Origin of the sequence: Pseudomonas sp. NPDC087817 (assembly GCF_044742875.1) — a bacterium.
Lineage (GTDB): Bacteria > Pseudomonadota > Gammaproteobacteria > Pseudomonadales > Pseudomonadaceae > Aquipseudomonas.
Genome location: NZ_JBIUVJ010000149.1, coordinates 1 through 2,855 on the forward strand (window position 1 = coordinate 1; position 2,855 = coordinate 2,855).

Here is a 2,855-nt window from a genome sequence, read left to right on the forward strand (position 1 = left end):
CGAGGTGTCGCGCAGCCTGACGCCGGGCCCGGCGTTCGTGAAGATCGGCCAGGCCGAACTCGAACGCCTGATGGGCGCGGCCAACGAAGACTTGAACCTGAGCGCTGTGCCGCCAGCGGTCATTCTGATGGCCGGTCTGCAGGGTGCGGGTAAAACCACCACCGCCGGCAAACTTGCGCGTTTCCTGAAAGAGCGCAAGAAAAAGTCGGTCATGGTTGTGTCGGCGGACGTTTATCGCCCGGCAGCTATTAAACAGCTGGAAACCCTGGCCAACGACATCGGCGTGACGTTCTTCCCGTCCGACCTGAGCCAGAAACCGGTGGACATCGCCACCGCGGCTATTAAAGAAGCAAAACTGAAATTCATCGACGTGGTCATCGTCGACACCGCCGGTCGTCTGCACATCGACGAAGAGATGATGGGCGAGATCAAGGCGCTGCACGCCGCGATCAACCCGGTCGAAACCCTGTTCGTGGTCGACGCCATGACCGGTCAGGACGCCGCCAACACGGCCAAGGCCTTCGGCGATGCACTGCCGTTGACCGGTGTGATCCTGACCAAGGTCGACGGCGATGCCCGTGGCGGCGCCGCCCTGTCGGTGCGTGCCATCACTGGCAAGCCGATCAAGTTCATCGGTATGGGCGAGAAGAGCGAAGCGCTCGATCCGTTCCACCCTGAGCGTATCGCTTCGCGGATCCTCGGCATGGGCGACGTGCTCAGCCTGATCGAACAGGCTGAAGCGACCCTCGACAAGGACAAGGCCGACAAACTGGCCAAGAAGCTGAAGAAGGGCAAGGGCTTCGACCTCGAAGACTTCCGCGATCAGTTGCAACAGATGAAGAACATGGGCGGCCTTGGCGGCCTCATGGACAAACTGCCGAGCATCGGTGGCGTCAACCTGTCGCAAATGGGCAATGCCCAGAACGCCGCAGAGAAACAATTCAAACAGATGGAAGCCATCATCAATTCCATGACCCCGGCCGAGCGCCGCGACCCTGAGCTGATCAGCGGTTCGCGCAAGCGCCGGATCGCCATGGGTTCCGGCACGCAGGTGCAGGATATCGGTCGCTTGATCAAGCAGCACAAGCAGATGCAGAAGATGATGAAGAAATTCACCGCCAAAGGCGGAATGGCGAAAATGATGCGCGGCATGGGCGGTATGTTGCCCGGCGGCGGCATGCCAAAGATGTGAGGTGTCCCGTCTCACCCATTCTGCTCACTTATGGCGGCGCCTGATGCCCTCATGCTGCGTTGCCGCTCCTCACCATAGCGGGCTATGACTCGTCGCGGCGCCTTGCTTGAGGGCATCAGTCACTCGCCAAAAGTGAGCGAAATGGGTGACACAGGACACTAAGACTTCGCCGGTCGTCGCACCGGCGCAGGCCCCGCAAGGACGCGGGATCAACAGCAAACCCGCACTCGGCGGGAGCTGACTGGCCGTTTTCATCGACGGCTCTCTATGCAGATCTGCACGGCATGCCATAGGCGCCGGAAAAAGTCATTTGCAAAAGTCCGGATATTCCTTAGAATATGCGGCCTTTCGGGCACCCATGCCCGCTGTGCATTTAGATTTGCAGCACCGACTACAGGAACGATGTTCACATGCTAACAATCCGTCTTGCCCTTGGCGGCTCCAAAAAGCGCCCGTTTTACCACCTGACCGTAACCGACTCGCGTAACCCGCGTGACGGCTCCCACAAAGAACAGGTTGGTGTCTTCAACCCTGTTGCCCGTGGTCAGGAAATCCGTCTGTCCGTGAACCAAGAGCGCGTAGCCTACTGGCTGAGCGTTGGTGCACAGCCTTCTGAGCGTGTTGCTCAGTTGCTGAAGGAATCTGCAAAGGCTGCGGCCTGAGCAATATGAACGCGACGCCTGCTGTTGCCGATGATTTGATCGTTATTGGCAAAATTTATTCTGTTCATGGCGTTCGCGGCGAAGTGAAGGTTTATTCCTTTACTGATCCGACTGAAAACCTGTTGCAGTACAAAACCTGGACGCTCAAGCGCGAAGGCAATGTCAAACAGGTCGAGCTGGTCAGTGGACGCGGGAGCGACAAGTTCCTGGTCGCAAAGCTCAAGGGTCTTGATGATCGTGAAGAAGCTCGTCTTCTGGCCGGTTATGAGATCTGCGTGCCGCGCAACCTGTTCGCTGAATTGACCGAAGGTGAGTACTACTGGTACCAACTGGAAGGTCTGAAGGTCATCGACACCCTTGGGCAATTGCTCGGGGAAATCGATCATCTTCTGGAAACCGGCGCCAATGATGTAATGGTAGTCAAGCCTTGCGCTGGCAGCCTGGATGATCGCGAACGCCTGTTGCCCTATACGGAGCAATGCGTGTTGGCAGTCGACCTGGCAGCGGGCGAGATGAAGGTGGATTGGGACGCGGACTTCTAAGCGTGGCTAACTTGCGCGTAGAAGTGATCAGTTTGTTTCCCGAGATGTTTTCCGCCATCGGCGACTACGGCATCACCAGTCGAGCGGTCAAACAGGGGCTGTTGCAGCTGACCTGTTGGAATCCGCGGGATTACACGACGGATCGGCATCACACTGTGGACGATCGCCCGTTTGGCGGTGGTCCGGGCATGGTGATGAAGATCAAGCCCCTGGAAGATGCTCTGGTTCAGGCCAAGGCAGCAGCCGGGGAGGCGGCGACGGTGATTTACCTGTCCCCCCAAGGCCGTCAACTGAATCAGTCGGCGGTACGCGAGTTGGCAAAATCGGATGCATTGATCCTGATTGCCGGCCGCTATGAAGGCATTGACGAGCGCTTTATTGAGGCTCATGTCGATGAAGAGTGGTCAATTGGTGACTATGTGTTGTCTGGCGGTGAGCTGCCGGCCATGGTCCTGATCG

The 2,855-nt window shown here is 58.0% G+C and carries 4 protein-coding genes; all 4 read left to right on the top strand.

What is annotated here, in order from left to right; translation table 11 throughout:
• A partial coding sequence (ffh, locus tag ACIONG_RS30165; RefSeq protein WP_401304646.1) for a signal recognition particle protein occupies positions 1-1,192 on the top strand: 1,192 nt, incomplete at its 5' end.
• A gap of 410 nt (positions 1,193-1,602) precedes the next feature.
• The gene (gene rpsP, locus ACIONG_RS30170; protein ID WP_401304649.1) at positions 1,603-1,854 is read left to right on the top strand and encodes a 30S ribosomal protein S16; all 252 of its coding nucleotides are present in this window, start codon (positions 1,603-1,605) and stop codon (positions 1,852-1,854) included.
• 5 nt (positions 1,855-1,859) lie between these two features.
• The gene (gene rimM / locus ACIONG_RS30175) at positions 1,860-2,396 is read left to right on the top strand and encodes a ribosome maturation factor RimM (RefSeq protein ID WP_401304651.1); all 537 of its coding nucleotides are present in this window, start codon (positions 1,860-1,862) and stop codon (positions 2,394-2,396) included.
• A 44-nt stretch (positions 2,397-2,440) separates the two neighbouring features.
• The coding region (locus ACIONG_RS30180) for a tRNA (guanine(37)-N(1))-methyltransferase (RefSeq protein WP_401304654.1) at positions 2,441-2,855 on the top strand (415 nt) is incomplete at its 3' end.

What these genes read in the sequence shown, in the direction of transcription:
- rimM (WP_401304651.1), top strand. Translation starts at nt 1,860, where the DNA reads ATGAACGCGACGCCTGCTGTTGCCGATGATTTGATCGTTATTGGCAAA.
- rpsP (WP_401304649.1), top strand. Translation starts at nt 1,603, where the DNA reads ATGCTAACAATCCGTCTTGCCCTTGGCGGCTCCAAAAAGCGCCCGTTT.